Below are 15,116 nucleotides of genomic sequence, written 5' to 3' on the forward strand. Positions count from 1 at the left end.
CGCCCGAATGCGTGTTGGCGGCCATCAGTCGCGCCTGCGTCGGGCGGCACCGGCGGCCTGGTGAAACGCCGCGCTGACGTCGATGCGCGACAGTCGCGGCGGATCGATCGAGCCCTGCCTACCGGAGGGACAGGATCCACCTGACCAGCGCCTCGGCCTCCTCCTGCGACAGGCTCGATTGCGGGGGCATGGGCGTCGGACCCCAATGTCCGCCCGTGCCCGCAATGATTCGTTCGCTCAGGATCCGGACGTTGGCGTCGTCATTGTCATACCGGCCGGCGATCGCCGTGAAGGCGGGGCCGATCACCCGGCGTTCGGTGTGATGGCAGGCCACGCAGTTCTTGCTCCGCGCCAGGTCGGCGCTTGCGAAGGCCGCGCCTGGCACGAGCATCGCGCCGAGCAGAACGATGAGGCGGCGCGTATCGAGCATTGGCGGGGCTTTCGTTCTGGTTTCAGTTGGGGCCATCCGGGCCGGACGGCATCGCGGCAGGGTGGTCGCGGCCAGGGAACGGCGGCACGACAAGATCGACGAGAAGGCCGGATCCAGTGCCGCGCATGCGCAAACGCGCGATGGGATGCCGACGTTCGACGGAACAGGCATCGCAGCCGGCCGTACCGCCCGCCGGGGCGGCGCGGCCGCTGCCCGCCAGGCCTAGTCGGGCCTGAACTGGTAAATCTCGCCCTGGTCGACGGCGATGTACAGGTTGCCATCCGGCCCCTGCACGACCGAGCGGAAACGACCGGCCGGTATCGGCAGCGACACCGTTGACCGCGTGGCGGACAAGCCGTCGGCGGGGATGTCGAGCACGTCGAGGCGGTTGCCGACCGGCGTGCCGTGGATGCCGATGCCCATCAGCGAAACGACCATGCGGCCGTTCCACCCCCGCCACTGCGCACCATTCAGGAAGGTGCAGGACGACATGCCCTGGGACATGCCGTCATTGTTCCAGGCCGGCCGCATCGCATTGGGGAAGGCCCGGGTGTCGGTCATCGGCATGAAGGCCGCCCGTTCCGCGTTCGGCATCGCGCCCATCTGGTTCGGGCTATAGCCGCAATACCCGTCGGGGCAGTCGCCGCGGCCGTTGACATTCGCCCGCGGATCCCAGCCGCCATTGCCGCCGGGTGCCAGCAGCGTCACCTCGTCGCTGTGCCAGGGGCCGTTCTCCGCCGTGAAGGGCTGGTTGTTGCCCGGGCGGAAGCAGATGCCCTGCGGGTTGCGATGCCCGTAGGTGAAGATGCGCGGATCGAAGCCCTGCGGCGCGTTGTTGCCGGCCGCGGGCCGGCCGTCCCGGTCGATGCGCAGCACCTTGCCGCCCAGCAGCGTCGGGCTCTGCGGGACCACGCCGTTGTGGGTGTCGCCGGTGGTCACGTAGAGGAAGCCATCGGCCGGGCCAAAGCGCAGGCGCCCGCCGTTATGCGCGCCGGAATCGCCGAACGGATGGTTGCTGGGGGCAGACTTGTAGGGGATGTCGGCGACGATGTCGGTGCGGTTGGCGACGCGCGTCAGATCGGCGTTGACCGTCAGCCGGAGCACGCGATTGGTCCCCGGCGCCGTCAGGCTTGATGCCGAGTAGACGTAGATGAAGCGGTTCGAGGCGAAGTCGGGATCGACGGCAACCCCGCTCATGCCGGCCTGGCCGTCGCAGAACAGATCGGCCGCCGCGTCGGGGTAGCCGCGGCTGTCCTTCATGCCGAGCAGCGCATTGATGGTGCCGTTCGGTAGCCGCACCGAAAGGCCGCGGCACTTCTCGGTGAAGAACATCGCACCATCCGGCAGGAAGGCCATGTCCCAGGTGAACTCCCGGCCAGAGACGATGGTGGTGCTGGTCAAGCCGGGAGCCGCCGAGGGCTGGCTCGGGCTCTGGCCCTGGCTTTGGGCCGGCGCTGGAACGAACAGGGTCGCACCGGCCAGCATCAGGCCGGGCGCCACGAAGCGCAGATGTCGTTTCACGGTTTTTCCCTCCGGTCCTTGTGGACATTCGTTGGCGCCGCTGTGGGCGCAGGTCCGTTCTGGTGGGACTTGGTCTCAGCCAGGGGCCTCGACGGGATGATCAAACGATCTCCGTCGACTCCGCTGCAACGGGGAAAATGTAACGGAATGATTCAATGCGGGGTCGCGTCCGAGGGTGTGATGGCTTGACGGCCGAACGCCCAGGGCCGAATTCGCGCCTTGACCGACGTGGAACCGCACCTTGCCCGCCGCCCCCCTTTCCGCCGCCCGCCCGCGCTGAATGGCGCCGATCCTGGTCTTCCTGGGCTGGTCGGCGCGTAGCGGGGGGCTGCTGCTGGGCGTCGGCATCTTCGTGGGCCTGCTGGTGCCGCCGCTGGCCGCCGTCTTTCGCGACGTGGTGACGGTCACGGTCGCGACCCTGATGACGCTGGTGCTGCTGCGGGTCGATCCGGTGCAGGTGCTGGGCTATCTGCGCCGGCCGATGCTGGTGGTGGCGCTCTGCGGCTTCCTGTTGCTGGTGTCGCCGGTGATCGCCTTTGGCGTCGCCTGGGCGACGGGGTTGGACGGGCCGCTGGGGGCGGCGCTGGTCATCATGGCGGCGGGCTGTGCCGCGACCTCCTCCCCCGCCTTCGCCCGGATGGTGGGGTTGGATGGAGAGGTGTCGCTGGTGGTCGCGGTGATCACCACCCTGCTGGTGCCGTTCACCGCGCCGCCGATCGCGCTGGGGTTGCTGGGGATCGACCTGTCGATTTCGGTGGCGGCGCTGATGGGGCGGCTGTGCCTGGTGGTGTTGCTGCCGTTGGCGGTGTCCATCGTGATCCGCCGCATCGCAGGGCAGGAGAGGCTGCGCGCCTTCGGCCCGGCGGTGGATGGGGCCGTGGTCTGGATGGTGGTTCTGTACGGCTTTGGCGTGATGGATGGGATGCTGGCGCTGCTGCTGGCCGACCCTGCCTGGGTGATCGGTGGGGTGACCCTGGCCTTTGCCGGCAATTTCGGGCTGAACATCCTCACGGCCGCGGTGTTTGCGGGGCAGGGGCGCAGGTTGGCGCTGTCGGCCGGGCTGCTGTCGGGCAATCGCAACATGGCGCTGTTCCTGGCGGTGCTGCCGACCACGACCGATGCGCGGATATTGCTGTTCTTCGCGCTGTGCCAGTTTCCGCTGTTCCTCAGCCCCGCGATGCTGCGCCCGCTGTACCGCAGGATCGGCACGTCATGATGCGGCGCAGCAACCGCAAGCCGCGTCTTGACCCTGCGCGCCGCCACGCTTAGGCGCGATCCATGATCCTTCGTGACGCCACCGCCGCCGACGCACCCGCCATCGCGGCCATCTACGCGCACCACGTGCGCACCGGCACCGGGACCTTCGAGGAAGTGCCCCCCGATGCCGCCGATGTCGCCATCCGCATCGCCCGCATCCAGGGCCACGGCTGGGCCTGGTTGGTCGCGGTGGATGAGAAGGACGGCGACGAGGGATCGCACGAGGTGCTCGGCTACGGTTATTTCGCGCAGTATCGCGACCGCAGCGCCTATCGCTTCACCGCGGAGGACAGCGTTTATGTCCGCCCCGACGTGAACGGCCAGGGCGTCGGCAAGGCGATCGTGGCGGCGCTGCTGGCGCGGGCCGAGGCGGTGGGCTTCCGCCAGATGGTCGCGGTGATCGGCGATTCCGAGAATGTCGGGTCTATCGGGCTGCATGTCTCGCTCGGCTTTCGTCACGCCGGCACGTTGAAGGCCACGGGCTACAAGTTCGGTCGCTGGGTCGATGTGGTGAACATGCAGAAATCATTGGGCGAGGGCGATCGCACCCTGCCGCCGGCATAAGAAGGACGCCCCGCACATGGCCCGCACGCATCGCATCGCACTTGTCCCCGGCGACGGCATCGGCCGCGAGACCGTGCCCGAGGGGATGCGGGTGCTGGAGGCCGCGGCGACCCGCTTCGGCTTTTCGCTGACCCGCACGGATTACGACTGGTCCTGCGAACGCTACGCCGCGACGGGGCGGATGATGCCCGAGGATGGGCTGGACCAGTTGCGCGACAGCGATGCGGTGTTTTTGGGCGCGGTGGGCTGGCCGGGGGTGCCGGACCATGTGTCGCTCTGGGGCCTGCTGATTCCGATGCGGCGCGGGTTCGACCAGTATATCTCGCTGCGGCCGTGCAAGCTGATGCCGGGGACCAAGACGCCGCTGGCCGGGCGTGGCCCCGCGGATATCGACTTCATCGTGGTGCGCGAAAACACCGAGGGCGAATACAGCAGCACGGGTGGGCGCATGTTCCCCGGCACCGATCGCGAATTCGTGACCCAGGACAGCGTGTTCACCCGCGTCGGCTGCGACCGGGTGATCAAATACGCCTTTGAACTGGCGATGACCCGCCCGCGCCGGAAGTTGACCAGCGCCACCAAGTCCAACGGCATCACCTTCACCATGCCGTATTGGGATGAACGCTTTGCCGAGATGGCGAAGAATTATCCGGATGTCGCCACCGACCAGTTCCATATCGACATCCTGTGCGCGCAATTCGTACAGAATCCGCAGTGGTTCGATGTCGTCGTGGGCAGCAACCTGTTTGGCGATATTCTGTCGGACCTGGGGCCGGCTGTCGCCGGCAGCATCGGCATCGCGCCATCGGCCAATATCAACCCCGAGCGCGTGCACCCGAGCATGTTCGAGCCCGTGCATGGCTCGGCCCCGGATATCGCGGGGAAAAATATCTGCAACCCGATTGGGCAGATCTGGTCGGGGGCGATGATGCTGGAGCATCTGGGCGAACACGCCGCCGCCGCCGCCATCCTGACCGCGATCGAAAAACTGCTGGCGGAAGGCGGGCCGCGCACGCGCGACCTGGGTGGCCAGGCGAGCACCCAGGATGTCGGCCGGGCGCTGGCCGAGGCGGTCGCGGCTGGGTAGCGCGTGTGATTACTTGAACTAGGGGGCACACCCCGCTATGTTCCCAATTGCCGCTGCGAATGATTCGCAACTGCCTCGCAGCAGCGGCCGGAGCATGTTTCATGGGTTATGACGTCAGCCACATCTCCCGACGCTGCGAACGTGCGGTCGTTACGGCCTATCGTGAATTGCGCGACATCGGGAATGACGACTTTTCGTCCTTCCGCGCCTGCACGACGCTGTATCGGGTGCACCACCCGGAAGCCTCGGTGAACGAGGCGCGGCGCTTGGTGTCGGAATGGATCGACCATCACGTGGTGCGGGAAGAAGCCGGGCCGACCGATGGATGCGCGTGCGACTAGGCGTCGATCACGCTTATTTTTTTCTGAATCGCGGCCTGCCGCATTAGCCTTCCCCAAAAATCAACAAGGGGAGCGGCGACATGGCGCTACATCGTGCCGATCTGCGCGCAACCGCCATCACGGTTGGCGGCTATAACCCTGCCGGGACCGCTGTTCCTGGCCCCGCGCTGCGCGAACCGGGCAATGGCGCCGTGGCGCAGATCCAGCCCGACGATCAGAATCAGCACTTTTATACCAATACCGCGATCTACAGTTATGCGCTGGCCCAGACCCGGCCGACCATGCGGACGATGAGCTTCGGCCCGCCCAATGCCAATGGGCACCGCAACTGCTATTACTTGCCCTTCCTCGCCAACAATATCTGCTCGGTCAAGATCGGCACGGCGGCCCGCACTTTTGTCACCGACAATCTTTCGGGGTGTTCCATTTTTATCGACCAGGCGCCCGATGGCGATTTGGTCGTTTGCCATGCCAATCGGCAGGGCGCGGCCTATACCGGCACCGCCGAGCAGCGGATGGATGGCAGGTTTGAACTGCCGGGCACCATCGCCACGAAGCAATTGCTGCACACCAATGCCGTGGCGCAGCGCTATGCTGGCTCGGCCCACCTCGGTTCGCTGTTCAAGGCGCGCTACATGCGCGATGCGGCGCGCCACCAGAACCTGGCCCGGTTCAACGATGTCGTGACCAATATGTACGGCACCACGGTCGTGGGCTTCATGCCGGCCAGAGCTACGAGGTGCTGCAGGCGGAGCAGTTCTATCCCTGAGCCTGGTCAGCCCCGCGCCCAGCCGATCGCCGCCAGCGCCAGCGCATCGATCGTATCCACCACCGGCACGCCGAGCGAGTCGCGCAGCGGCCCCTCCGGCAGGCCGAGCGGGATTTCGGTGCAGCCCAGCACCACAGCCCGCGCCCCGCGCGCGACCAGCCCCGCCGCGGCGGCGCGCAGCGGCAGCCCGGCCGGACCGACGGCGCCGGCCTTGATCGCGGCGATGGCGGGCGACACGACATCGGCCATGGTCGCGGCATCCGGCACCAGGACATCCCAGCCCGCGGCCTCTAGCCGTTGCTGGTAGAGGCGCATGGCAAGGGTGCCCTCGGTCGCCAGCAGGCCGATTGGGCCGGGTGCCACGCCCTGGCGCGCCAGGTCGGCGGCGGCGGCATCGACGATATGCAGGATCGGCAGCGGGCAGGCGGCGCGCATGTCGTCGAACCAGCCATGCGCGGTGTTGCAGGGGATGGCGATGGCGGTGGCGCCGGCGGCCTCCAGCGCCCGCAAGCCGCGCAGCAGCGCGGGCAGGGGGTCGGGGCCGGTGCCGAGGCGCGCGGCGGTGCGGTCGGGCACGCGCGGGTCGGACCACAGCACGCAGGGCAGGTGATCCTGATCGCGCTCGGCCGGGGTCAACAAGGTCAGCCTGGCCAGGAACTGCGCGCCAGCGAGCGGCCCCATACCACCCAGAATACCCAACATCATCCCATCACCCCATCGACAAGCAGTTTCGCCCCGGTGATCGCCAGCAGCGTGTAGAGCAGCCGGTAATAGGCCCGGTCATTGATCCGCTTGCCCAGCCAGATGCCGAAATAGACCCCGATCGGGGCCAGCGGCAGCAGCACCAGCGCAGTCATCAGATTGGCCGCGTTCAACTGGCCCACCAGGAAATACGGGATCAGCTTCAGGTAGTTCATGATCCCGAAGAAGACGATGGTGGTCGCCATCAATTGCTGGCGCTCCAGCCCCAGCGGATAGAGGTAGATCGCCGCCGGCGGCCCGCCGGCATGGGCGATGGTGCTGGTGAAGCCCGAACACATCCCCCAGAACCCGCCGCGCAGGCGCGATGGTGTGGCCCGGGGCGGCGCCACGGGGCGCGTCTTTTGCCACAGCGTGCGGGAGAGGAAGGCCAGGATGACGAGGCCGATCATCCCCTTCACCACCCGCTCCGGCATCGCGCCGAAGGCCAGGCCGCCGAGGGTGATGCCGATCACCACGCCTGGCAGCATGGCGCGCATTTCCCGCGTGCTCCATTTGCCCCACATCGCGCGCAGGCCGGACAGGTCCATCGCACAGAGCATCGGCAGCGCGATCCCCGCCGCCTGGGGTGCCGGAATGACCAGCGACAGCAGCGGCACGGTCAGGTTGCCGGCGCCCGAGGCGAAGCCGCCCTTGCTCATCCCCGTCAGCAGGAAGGCGGGGATGGCCAGGGCGTAGAAGAGGGGGTCGGTGATCAGCACGGGCGGGCAGCCTCTGGCGTGAAAAGCGTCAGTATTGCGTGGAATGCATGGATTGGCGCCCCATGCGCCGGTGACGCGGCCGGGTGCCGCGTGTAGGGCAGGGGCCTGTTTGCCGCACTGCAATATGACGCGCCAGCCCCGCGCGCCGAATGGAAAGCCCCGTCGATGGAACACATGAACGATCCGGCCTGGCTGGCGGGCCTGGCCGCGGCGATGGCGCTGACGGGGCTGCTGTCGGGCACCCTGGCCGGGTTGCTGGGCGTCGGCGGCGGGATCGTGATCGTGCCCGTGCTGTTCATGGTCTTCCCGTTCTTCGGCGTGGACGAGGCGGTGCAGATGAAGCTCGCGGTCGGCACGTCGCTGGCCACCATCATCCCGACCTCGCTGCAATCGGCGCGCAAGCACCGGATGAAGGGCGCGATGGATGAGGCGCTGTTGCGCGGGATCTGGCCCAGCATGGCAGTTGGCGTGCTGCTGGGCACCGTGCTGGCCATTTTTGTCCGCGGGCCGGTGCATAGCGCCATTTTTGCCGTGGTCGCCTTGGCGGTGGCGGTGAACATGGGCTTCACCGCCGTGGACCATAAGATCCGCGACAGCTTTCCGACCGGGATCGCGCGGCAGGGGTTGGGCGGATTCATCGGCGCGGTCAGCGCGATGATGGGCATCGGCGGCGGCACGGTCGGCGTGCCGATCCTGTCGATGTTCGGCACGCCGATCCGGGCGGCGGTGGCGACGGCCTCGGTCTTCGGGATCATCATCTCGATCCCGGCGACGATCGGGATGATCTATGGCGGCTGGGGCGACCCGCGGGTGCCGCCCTTCAGCCTGGGCTACGTCAACATGATCGGCTTCGCCCTGATCGTGCCGGCATCGCTGATCGCCACCCCCTGGGGCGTGCATCTGGCGCATAGCATCCCGCCGCTGCTGCTGAAGCGGGCGTTTGCGGTTTTCCTGGGCATTACCTCGGTGCGGATGATCTGGTCGGTGATCGGTTAGCCTCGGGGCGGGCATTTTCCCGTTGCGGTGATGGGGCGCGGTCGTCTGGACTGGTGCGGTATCGAAAGGGGATCTTCATGACGCCCGACCAGCTTGTCCTCGTGCAGGAGAGTTTCCGCCAGGTCGTGCCGATCAAGGAAACCGCGGCCACGCTGTTCTACGGCCGCCTGTTCGAGATCGACCCGACCGCCAAGCCCCTGTTCGGCAAGGCCGATATGGCCGAGCAGGGCCAGAAGCTGATGGCGACACTCGGTATCGTCGTCGGTGGATTGTCGCGGCCGGAAACCATCATCCCCGCGGCCCAGGCGCTGGCGCGGCGCCATGTCGGCTACGGCGTGACCGAAGCACAGTACACGACCGTCGGCGCCGCCCTGCTCTGGACGCTGGGGCAAGGACTGGGTGAAGCCTTTACTCCGGAAGTCGAAGCCGCCTGGACCGCCGCCTATGGCATGGTGTCGGGCGTGATGATCGCGGCCGCGGCGGGGTAGCGGCGGCCCCTGGTGGGGAGAGTTTGAGAGGGGCAAAGCCCCTCCCAAGGTGCCACTTCCATATCACAGCACAGCACCCGGTCGTTACTGCGGGCGCGAGCCAGTATCGCCGACCAGGGCGAGCACCTGGGCCAGCTTGTCGGGGTTGCGGGTCATGTAGACCGCGACGATCTTGCCGTCTTCGATTTCGAGTGCGGTTGTTTGCAGGATGCCGCCGCGTTCGCGGCTGATGTAGCCCGGCAGTCCGTCGATCCAGGTGGGTTGGATCATCCGCGACCAATCCCCGCCGAACTTGCGCAGCAATCCGGCGTAGAGTCGGAGCACGCGCGCCAGCCCAACGATCGGGTTGCGGAAGGCGGTCACTTTGCCGCCGCCATCGGCCTGGATCACGACGCTTTCGGCCAGCATGGACTTCAGGGCGACGACGTCGCCGGTATGGGCGGCGGTGAAGAAGGCGCGGGCGATCCGGTCGCCTTCCTCACGCGCGACGGGAAAGCGGGGGCGGGCGGATTGCACGTGCTTGCGGGCGCGGGAGGCGAGTTGGCGCACGGCGGGGGCTTCGCGGTCGAGGGCGGCCGCGACTTCGTCCAGCGGCTGGCCAAAGACGTCGTGGAGCAGGAAGGCCGCGCGTTCCAGCGGCGACAGGCGTTCCAGCGCCATCATCAGCGTGAGGGTCAGGTCATCGGCGCCGAGCGGGTCTTGCTCCGTGTCGAGCAGCGGTTCGGGCAGCCAGGCGCCGATGTAGGTTTCCCGCCTGGCGTGGGCGGATTTCATCTCATCCAGGCAAAGCCGGGTGACGATGCGGGAGAGGAAGGCGGCGGGGGTGCGCACCTCGGCGAGATTGGCCTGGCGCCAGCGCAGCCAGGCGTCCTGGACCACATCCTCGGCCGCCGCGCGGCTGCCGAGCATGCGGTAGGCGAGGCGCAGCAGCCGGGTCCGCTGCGCCTCGAACAGGTCCGTCGCCGCTTCAGGAGGCATGGCGCAGCATGGCATCGGGCGGATGTGCCGCGCGGAAGCCGACCTGCAGGCGGTTCCATACGTTGATGGCGCCGATGAGGAGGGTGAGGTTCACCTGTTCGGCATCGCTGAACACGGCCTTCAGCGCGGCGTAATCCCCATCCGGCGCGCCGGTTTCGGCGACACGGGTGAGGGCCTCGCACCAGCCCAGCGCGGCGCGTTCGCGGGGCGAGTAGAAGGTGGATTCGCGCCAGGCGTTCAGCATGTGCAGGCGCATCTCGCTCTCGCCCCGCTTGCGCAGGTCGGTGACGTGCATGTGGATGCAGAAGGCGCAGCCGTTGATCTGCGAGGCGCGCAGCTTGACCAGTTCGATGAGGATGTGGTCGAGGCCGCTGCCCGCGATCGCGCCTTCCAACGCCATCATCGCCTTGATCGCCTCGGGGGCGAGGCGGTGGGGGTTCTCAAGTCTGGGGGTCATGACAGGGTCCAAGTGGTGAGGGTGAGCGCCGTGGGCGGGAGATGCAATTGCGCGGGCGTCAGGCGGCCGCGCGGGATTGCCGGAGCCAGGTGTCGTAGGTGACGATGCCGAGGCTGGCCTCGCCGCGCGGGACCAGCGAGCCGTCGTCCAGCCGGGCGCCGAAGTAGAGGGCGGCGGGGTCCGCGGCGACCGTGCGCCGGTCGCCCGTATCCAGCAGATAGCGCGCGACCAGTTCGGCCAGGCGGTAGCGGGTGGGGCCGGCGATTTCGATGGTGCCGTTGCGCGGGGCGGCGAGGGCGACCTCGGCCATGGCCGCGGCCACGTCGTCGGAGGCGATGGGCTGCACGAAGGCGGTGGACAGGGGGATGGTGTCGCCATCGACGGCCGACTTCACGATGCCGCCCAGAAATTCCAGGAACTGGGTGGACTGGACGATGGTGAAGGGGATGGGCGAGGCCTTCACCAGGCGTTCCTGCGCCAGCTTGCCGCGGAAGTAGCCGCTGTCCTGCAGGTCTTCCGTGCCGACGACCGACAGGGCGACGTGGTGGCGCACGCCGGCGGCGATCTCGGCGGCGATGAGGTTGCGGCCAGAGGTCTCGAAGAAATCCATCACCGCCTGGTCGGCGAAGGAGGGAGAGTTGGCGAGGTCGAGCACCACGGCGGCACCGGCGAGCGTCTGGGCGAGGCCTTCGCCGGTGATGGTGTTCACGCCGGTGTTGGGCGAGGCGGCGACAACCTCATGCCCCTTTTCGCGCAGGATGCGGACGGTTTTTGAGCCGATCAGCCCTGTGCCACCGATGATGACGATCTTCATGAAAGACTCCGCCTTGGTCTGCGCCGGCCAGGATGGCCGCCGATGCTTCAGACCCAAGACGAGGCGGCCGCGCCCGATGTGACATGGGGGCCGAGAAAAAATGGACCCAGGGCGTCAGATCGCCGAACGGGCTGGCCGGAGAGCGGTGGCGACCCGGCCCGCGCGCAGCGCGAGCAGGGCCGTCACGATGGCGGCGGCCGGGAAGAGGGCGGCGATCAGCGGCACCATGCCCAAGCCTGGGCCGTGGTCGATCACCATCCCGCCGGTCCAGGCACCGATGGCATTGCCCAGGTTGAAGGCGGCGATGTTGAAGCTGGAGGCGAGGCTTTGCCCGGCGCCTTGTGCCTTAGACAGCACCCACATCTGCAAGGGCGCGACCGTGGCGAAGCCCGCGACGCCGAGCAGCCCGACGAATGCCACGGCCGCGATGGGCTGGTGCAGGCCGGCGGTCATGAACGCGAGGACGACGGCCAGCGCCGCCAGGCTGCCGAGGACGGTCCCGACCAGGTTGCGGTCGGCCAGCTTGCCGCCCAGCAGGTTGCCCAGGATCAGCCCGCCCCCGAAGACCAGCAGGATGGGGGCGACAGCCGTGGCGGGGAAGCCGGTGATCGTGGTCAGCGCCGGGGCGATATAGGTGAAGACCGTGAAGACGCCCGCGTAGCCGAGCACGGTTGTCAGCAGGCCAAGCAGCACGGGGCGGCGGGCGATGGCGGCCAGGTCGGCGCGCCAGCCGGAGGCCTCCGGCACGCCGCGTTCCCTGGGCACCAGTGCGATGATGATGGCCAGCGCCACCAGGCCGACGGCGGCCACGGCCCAGAAGGTCGCGCGCCAGCCAAAGACCTGGCCGAGCCAGGTGCCGAAGGGCACGCCCAGGATATTGGCGACGGTCAGCCCGGTGAACATCGTCGCGATCGCCATGGCGCGCTTGTCCGGCGCGACCAGCCCCGTGGCCACCACGGCACCGACCCCGAAGAAGGTGCCGTGTGCCAGCGCGGTCAGGACCCGTGCGGCCATCAGCGTGCCGTAGGTCGGCGCCAGCGCGCAGGCGGCATTGCCGATGACGAAGATCACCATCAGCCCGATCAGCACGCCCTTGCGCGGCATGCCCGCGGTCAGCACGGTCAGCAGCGGGGCGCCGACCACGACGCCGAGCGCATAGCCGGAAATCAGCAGCCCGGCGGAGGCGATGGAGACGCCCAACTCGGCGCTCACCTCCAGCAGCAGCCCCATGATGACGAATTCGGTGACGCCGATGCCGAAGGCACCGGCCGTCAGCGCGTAGAGAGCCAAAGGCATGATCGATCCCATTGTCTTGCGATGCGGCGAAGATGGATCGCGCGGGTGACGTGAGATAGAAGGCCGCAAGGAACATCATCTGTGAGATGAAGTCACAATGGCACGCCCCGACGTCAATCGATCCGGTGAGATGGAGGTTTTTGTCCGCGTCGTGGACACGGGGGGGTTTTCGCCGGCAGCGCGCGCCGGGCGGATGACGCCCTCGGCGGTCAGCAAACTGATCGCCCGACTGGAAGCGCGGCTGGGGGCGCGGCTGGTCAATCGCTCGACGCGCAAATTCCTGCTCACGCCGGAAGGCAGCGCCTTCTACGAGCGGGCGACGCGGATCCTGGCCGACCTTGAGGATGCCGAACGTGGCGCCGCGAGTGGCGAGGCTCCGGTCGGGCGCATTCGCCTGAACACCAGCGCATCCTACGGCATGCATGTGCTGGCGCCGGTGCTGCCCCGGTTCCTGACCCGTTATCCGCGCGTGACCCTGGACATCGTGCAGACGGATCTGGTGATCGACCTGCTCGCGGAGCGCACGGATGTCGCGGTGCGGGCGGGGCCGTTGAAGAGTTCCAGCCTGGTCGCGCGCAAACTGGGGGACTCGCCGCTGATGATCGTCGCGGCGCCATCCTACCTGGAGGCTTTTGGCCGGCCGCGGACGGCGGGCGACCTCGATACCCACAACTGCCTGGGCTTCGGCTATGTGCGCAGTGCCAAGGGGTGGCCGCTGCGGGATGCGGGTGGGGTGCTGGTCGTGCCGCCCACGGGCCGGGTGCAGGTGAGCGATGGCGAGGCGCTGCGCCACCTGGCGCTGGGCGGCGCCGGGCTGGCGCGCCTGGCGGGGTTCACCATCCGCGCGGATCTCGCGGCCGGACGGCTTGTGCCAGTGCTGGAGGACCTGAACCCGGGCGACAGGGAGGAGGTCCACGCGATCTACGTCGGGCAGGGTGGCCCTTTGCCGTCGCGGGTGCGGGCCTTGCTGGACTTTTTGGCGGCGGAGGGAAGGGTGACCTGATCGGTCACGGTCGCCAGGGCAAAGTCCCGGCCGGCAAGCCTCGGCCCGCTAGGGTCGCGGCCAGCATCAGCCCCGCCACCAGGCCCAGCGCCAACAGCGCGGTCGCGGCGGCCAGGGGCGCCTGGCCAGCATCCTGCAGGTTGAAGACCAGCGTGCCCAGCGTCACCGCGCCCGGCCCGATCAGGAGCGCGGAGACGGTGACCTCATTCACCGCCAGCAGGGTGACGACCAGCGCCCCCGCCGCCAGCGCCGGCGCCAGGGGCGGCCCCCAGACCGCGCGCACCCGCCACAGCAACCCCGCACCCATGCCCCGCGCGGCAAAATCCAGGCGTGGGTCCAGCCGCGCCGCGGCCGCTGCCACCGGCCGCAAGGCCAGGGGCTGGAACCGCGTCAGATAGGCCAGGCCGATCAGCCAGACCGAGCCATAGAGCGCGCCACCCCCTGGCAGGGCCAGCACCACCAGGATCGCGGCGATGGCGGTGCAGGCGCCGGGCAGCGCCTGGGGCAGGTCGGCGATGCCGGCGGCGATCCGCACCGGCCTGGCGCGCAGCGCCAGCGCGACCGGCACCGCGGCGGCGGCCAGCACCAGCGCGGCGCCGCCCGCCAGCATCAGCGATACGCCGACCGCGCGCCCGGTCTGCGCGCCGGGGGAAAGGGCCGCGAGGAAATGCCGCAAGGTCAGCGTTTCGGGCGACACCGGCATTCCCAGCGCCGGGACCAGCGCGGTCGCGCCCAGCGACAGCAGCGGCACGCCGAGCACCGCCAGCAACCAGGCGCCGACCAGCAGCGACAGCAGCCAGCCATGGCGTAGCGGCAGCGGAGCGAAGACCCGCCCGTCCGGCAGTGGCGCCGCGCGCGCGGCCACCACCTGCGCCAGCAACCCCGGCAGCGCCAGCACGGCCAGCAGCACGGCCAGTGCGGCCGCCTGGGCCAGCGCCTGCGCGCCGCCCGCGCCGAGCCGCTGCCACAGCAGCACGGGCAAGACCGTCCAACGCGCCGGTATGCCCAGCACCGCCGCGACACCAAAATTGCCCAACGCCGCGAGCCAGGCGAGGCCCGCGCCCGCTATTACGCCCGGCAGCAGGAGCGGCCAGACGATCCGCCGCAGCGCGGCCGCCGGGGTGCAGCCGAGGGAGCGGGCGGCCTGCACCGCCTCCATCGGCACGCGGCGCACCAGGGCGGCCAGGGCCAGCAGGACCAGCGGCGCCCCCTGCACCCCCAGGACCAGCATCATCCCCGCCGGCCCATAGGCACGGTTCGGACTGCCGAGCGGCGGGGCCAGGTCGAGGGCGAGCAGCAAGGGCGAGGCCGGGCCGCCCACCTGGGCGACGGCCAGCGCCATCACCTGCGGCGGCACCAGCAGCGGCAGGATGGCGGCGAAGAGCAGCGGGCGCCGGCCCGGGATATCGCGCAGCAACAGCGCCGCGGCCAGCGCGACCCCCAGCAGCACCGACAGGAGCGTGGCGCCGAAGGCCAGTGCCAGGCTGCGCCAGGTCGCCCGCCACACGGCGGCGTCGGTCGCCAGCGAGGACAGGGCAGGGGTGCCCAGGACCTCGGCCAGCAACCGCGCGAGGGGAATGGCCGCGAGCAGGACAAGCCACGGCAGGGCAAAGCCGACCGCGCCGCGCGGGGCGGCCGGGGTCAAGGCGGGTTGC

The 15,116-nt window shown here is 69.1% G+C and carries 17 protein-coding genes; 7 read left to right on the top strand and 10 right to left on the bottom strand.

Annotated features, from left to right (window positions below):
• Positions 1–118 precede the first annotated feature (118 nt).
• Positions 119–430, bottom strand: a complete 312-nt coding sequence (locus ACQW02_RS05305) for a c-type cytochrome (RefSeq protein ID WP_431284229.1) — start codon at positions 428–430, stop codon at positions 119–121.
• Positions 431–652: 222 nt separating this feature from the next.
• Positions 653–1,951: a PQQ-dependent sugar dehydrogenase gene (locus ACQW02_RS05310; protein ID WP_431284230.1), complete on the bottom strand. Its 1,299-nt coding sequence runs from the start codon at positions 1,949–1,951 to the stop codon at positions 653–655.
• A 280-nt stretch (positions 1,952–2,231) separates the two neighbouring features.
• On the opposite strand from ACQW02_RS05310, the gene ACQW02_RS05315 reads away from it, so the two are divergent.
• The 4 genes from ACQW02_RS05315 to ACQW02_RS05330 all read left to right on the top strand — a co-directional run bounded on the left by ACQW02_RS05315 (position 2,232) and on the right by ACQW02_RS05330 (position 5,200).
• Positions 2,232–3,167: a bile acid:sodium symporter family protein gene (locus tag ACQW02_RS05315; protein ID WP_431284231.1), complete on the top strand. Its 936-nt coding sequence runs from the start codon at positions 2,232–2,234 to the stop codon at positions 3,165–3,167.
• Between the two features lie 62 nt (positions 3,168–3,229).
• Positions 3,230–3,772, top strand: a complete 543-nt coding sequence (locus tag ACQW02_RS05320; protein WP_431284232.1) for a GNAT family N-acetyltransferase — start codon at positions 3,230–3,232, stop codon at positions 3,770–3,772.
• A gap of 16 nt (positions 3,773–3,788) precedes the next feature.
• Positions 3,789–4,859, top strand: coding sequence for a tartrate dehydrogenase (locus tag ACQW02_RS05325; RefSeq protein WP_431284233.1), 1,071 nt, complete (start codon positions 3,789–3,791; stop codon positions 4,857–4,859).
• 101 nt (positions 4,860–4,960) lie between these two features.
• Positions 4,961–5,200, top strand: a complete 240-nt coding sequence (locus ACQW02_RS05330) for a hypothetical protein (protein ID WP_431284234.1) — start codon at positions 4,961–4,963, stop codon at positions 5,198–5,200.
• An 86-nt stretch (positions 5,201–5,286) separates the two neighbouring features.
• Here ACQW02_RS05330 and ACQW02_RS05335 read toward each other — a convergent pair whose 3' ends face one another.
• From ACQW02_RS05335 to ACQW02_RS05345, 3 genes are all read right to left on the bottom strand, one after another.
• Entirely contained in the window at positions 5,287–5,856 is a 570-nt protein-coding gene (locus ACQW02_RS05335; protein WP_431284235.1) for a hypothetical protein, read from the bottom strand.
• A 119-nt stretch (positions 5,857–5,975) separates the two neighbouring features.
• A complete protein-coding gene (locus ACQW02_RS05340; RefSeq protein WP_431284236.1) occupies positions 5,976–6,674 on the bottom strand; it encodes an aspartate/glutamate racemase family protein in 699 nt (232 codons plus the stop codon).
• Positions 6,671–7,429 carry a sulfite exporter TauE/SafE family protein gene (locus tag ACQW02_RS05345; protein WP_431284237.1) on the bottom strand — a complete coding sequence of 253 codons (759 nt, stop codon included), beginning with the start codon at positions 7,427–7,429 and terminating at the stop codon, positions 6,671–6,673. The genes ACQW02_RS05340 and ACQW02_RS05345 overlap by 4 nt, the downstream gene beginning before the upstream one ends.
• A gap of 165 nt (positions 7,430–7,594) precedes the next feature.
• Here ACQW02_RS05345 and ACQW02_RS05350 point away from each other — a divergent pair, with 165 nt between their 5' ends.
• Both ACQW02_RS05350 and ACQW02_RS05355 read left to right on the top strand, forming a co-directional pair.
• Positions 7,595–8,425, top strand: coding sequence for a sulfite exporter TauE/SafE family protein (locus ACQW02_RS05350; RefSeq protein ID WP_431284238.1), 831 nt, complete (start codon positions 7,595–7,597; stop codon positions 8,423–8,425).
• A gap of 77 nt (positions 8,426–8,502) precedes the next feature.
• Positions 8,503–8,913, top strand: a complete 411-nt coding sequence (locus ACQW02_RS05355; protein ID WP_431284239.1) for a globin family protein — start codon at positions 8,503–8,505, stop codon at positions 8,911–8,913.
• 84 nt (positions 8,914–8,997) lie between these two features.
• Here ACQW02_RS05355 and ACQW02_RS05360 read toward each other — a convergent pair whose 3' ends face one another.
• The 4 genes from ACQW02_RS05360 to ACQW02_RS05375 all read right to left on the bottom strand — a co-directional run bounded on the left by ACQW02_RS05360 (position 8,998) and on the right by ACQW02_RS05375 (position 12,458).
• Positions 8,998–9,891, bottom strand: a complete 894-nt coding sequence (locus ACQW02_RS05360; protein WP_431284240.1) for a sigma-70 family RNA polymerase sigma factor — start codon at positions 9,889–9,891, stop codon at positions 8,998–9,000.
• The gene (locus ACQW02_RS05365; RefSeq protein ID WP_431284241.1) at positions 9,881–10,348 is read right to left on the bottom strand and encodes a carboxymuconolactone decarboxylase family protein; all 468 of its coding nucleotides are present in this window, start codon (positions 10,346–10,348) and stop codon (positions 9,881–9,883) included. Before ACQW02_RS05365 ends, ACQW02_RS05360 begins: the two co-directional genes overlap by 11 nt.
• Positions 10,349–10,406: 58 nt before the next feature.
• Positions 10,407–11,162 carry an SDR family oxidoreductase gene (locus ACQW02_RS05370; protein ID WP_431284242.1) on the bottom strand — a complete coding sequence of 252 codons (756 nt, stop codon included), beginning with the start codon at positions 11,160–11,162 and terminating at the stop codon, positions 10,407–10,409.
• Positions 11,163–11,276: 114 nt separating this feature from the next.
• Positions 11,277–12,458 carry an MFS transporter gene (locus ACQW02_RS05375; RefSeq protein WP_431284243.1) on the bottom strand — a complete coding sequence of 394 codons (1,182 nt, stop codon included), beginning with the start codon at positions 12,456–12,458 and terminating at the stop codon, positions 11,277–11,279.
• 97 nt (positions 12,459–12,555) lie between these two features.
• Between ACQW02_RS05375 and ACQW02_RS05380 the strand changes: the two genes are divergently transcribed.
• Positions 12,556–13,461, top strand: a complete 906-nt coding sequence (locus ACQW02_RS05380; RefSeq protein ID WP_431284244.1) for a LysR family transcriptional regulator — start codon at positions 12,556–12,558, stop codon at positions 13,459–13,461.
• A 4-nt stretch (positions 13,462–13,465) separates the two neighbouring features.
• On the opposite strand, the gene ACQW02_RS05385 is transcribed toward ACQW02_RS05380, so the two are convergent.
• Positions 13,466–15,106 (bottom strand): ABC transporter permease, encoded by a 1,641-nt coding sequence (locus ACQW02_RS05385; RefSeq protein WP_431284245.1) that lies wholly within the window; start codon positions 15,104–15,106, stop codon positions 13,466–13,468.
• Between the last annotated feature and the right edge of the window lie 10 nt (positions 15,107–15,116).

Source organism: Humitalea sp. 24SJ18S-53 (assembly GCF_050632385.1).
Classification (GTDB): Bacteria; Pseudomonadota; Alphaproteobacteria; order Acetobacterales; family Acetobacteraceae; genus Humitalea.